This window comes from Streptomyces nanshensis (assembly GCF_001751255.1).
In the GTDB taxonomy this organism is placed as follows: Bacteria; Actinomycetota; Actinomycetes; order Streptomycetales; family Streptomycetaceae; genus Streptomyces; species Streptomyces nanshensis_A.
The window spans coordinates 1-1,562 of record NZ_LJGW01000558.1 but is presented as its reverse complement, the minus strand read 5'-3'; the positions used below and the strand labels follow the sequence as shown (position 1 = coordinate 1,562).

General features: G+C 76.9%; 1 protein-coding gene. It reads right to left on the bottom strand.

The features are described from left to right. Window positions 1-346 precede the first annotated feature (346 nt). A partial coding sequence (locus AN218_RS29715; RefSeq protein WP_070020166.1) for an alpha/beta hydrolase occupies window positions 347-1,562 on the bottom strand: 1,216 nt, incomplete at its 5' end.

The following is a 1,562-nucleotide window of genomic DNA, read 5'->3' as shown; positions in this document are numbered from 1 at the left end:
CGACGGGCGCGCGCGACGCGCGGTCACGGTGCGCCGGGCCGCGGCGATCGGCCGCGTGGGGACGAGGCGGAGCGGGTTGTCTCGCGGGGTACGGGACGGCGTCACAGGAGCAGTCTTCACGGTCGGCGCGCCAAACCCAAAACGGGGCCCCGGAATTGCGTCATCCGCTTCTGTCGGGGCGGTGGAAATCGTTGCAGCGATGAGCATTTGAGCGGCGAAAGCGGACGGGCGCGCGGCGTGCGGGACCGCTGCCGCAGGAGGCCGTCCGATCCCGGCGTTCCGATGGCTCGCGTCGGTCTCCGGCCCGGCCCGGCACGCCCCGGTCCGCTCCCGAAGGGGCCGGGGATCACAGCAGCGGTGTCAGGAACCGGCGCAGCCGCTCCTCGTACGCCTCCGGGTCGGCGTTCCACATCGCGGCGTGCGGCGCGCTGGGCACCGTGTGCAGGGTCACCGACTCACCGCGGGCACGGGCCAGTTCCTTCGAGCGCTCCCAGGAGGCGACGGTGTCGTCCGGGCCGTGCAGCAGCAGCGTCGGGACGTCCACGGCGGCCGGGTCCGCGATCTGCCGCATGCGTTCCGGACGTACCCGGGCCCGGCCCTGCGCCGCCCGTACGGCCAGCGGCAGCAGCGCGCGCGGGGTGTGCCGGGAGGCGGCCAGCGCGCGGACGGTCCCCCGCCAGTCCAGGATCGGGGAGTCGAGGACGAGCCCGGCGATCCGGCCGGCGACGTCCGCGGAGTCGGAGGGATCCAGAGTGCCGGGGCCGGAGGCGGCAGCGGCCGGCGCGGACAGCTCCTCCGCCGCGCGCAGCGCCATGGACGCGCCGCTGGACCAGCCGTGCAGGACGACCCGGCGGGCGCCGCCGCGCACCGCGTACCGCACGGCGGCCTCGACGTCGCGCCACTCGGTGTCGCCGAGGTGACGTACGCCGTCGGGAGGCGGCGGCGCCCCGGCGTCACCGCGGTAGGAGAGGCCGAGCACGGGCGTCTTGAGGCCCTCGTAGAAGGGGAGCAGCGGCAGCGCCTGTGCCGGGCCGGCGCCGAGGCCGTGCAGCGTGACGATCCAGGTGCCGCGCACGCCGGGCACGAACCAGGCGGGCAGCGGGCCGAGTTCGCCGGGGACCTCGACGGGGGCGGGAGCGGACGCGGATCCGGACAGGGGTGCGGGTGCGGTGCCGTCGGCCGTGTCCGTGCCCGTGCCCGCGCCTCTGCCGGTCTTCGGCGCCGGGGCGTCCGCGAAGAGCTGCGGGGTGAGCCACACCTTGGTGCCGGGCCTGAGTTCGCCGTGGTCGAGCCGTTCCAGCCGGCGTACGACGGTGTCGGGCGGCGCCTTCGCGGGCTCACCGTCCAGCACGGGCCCGACGACGGCGCGGCAGTCGCGCCCCACGAGCCCGTAGACGCCGGGGAGCTGAGCCGTCAGGGAGCGGGTGAGGACGACATGGCCGTCGTCCGCGCTGTGCACGGTGAGCGGCGGACCGCCGAACCCCGCGGGCAGCCGGCCGCGCCGCGCGGTGGAACCGGAACGCTCGGGCCGCAGGGCGGCATCGGCGGCGTACCGCCCGGCG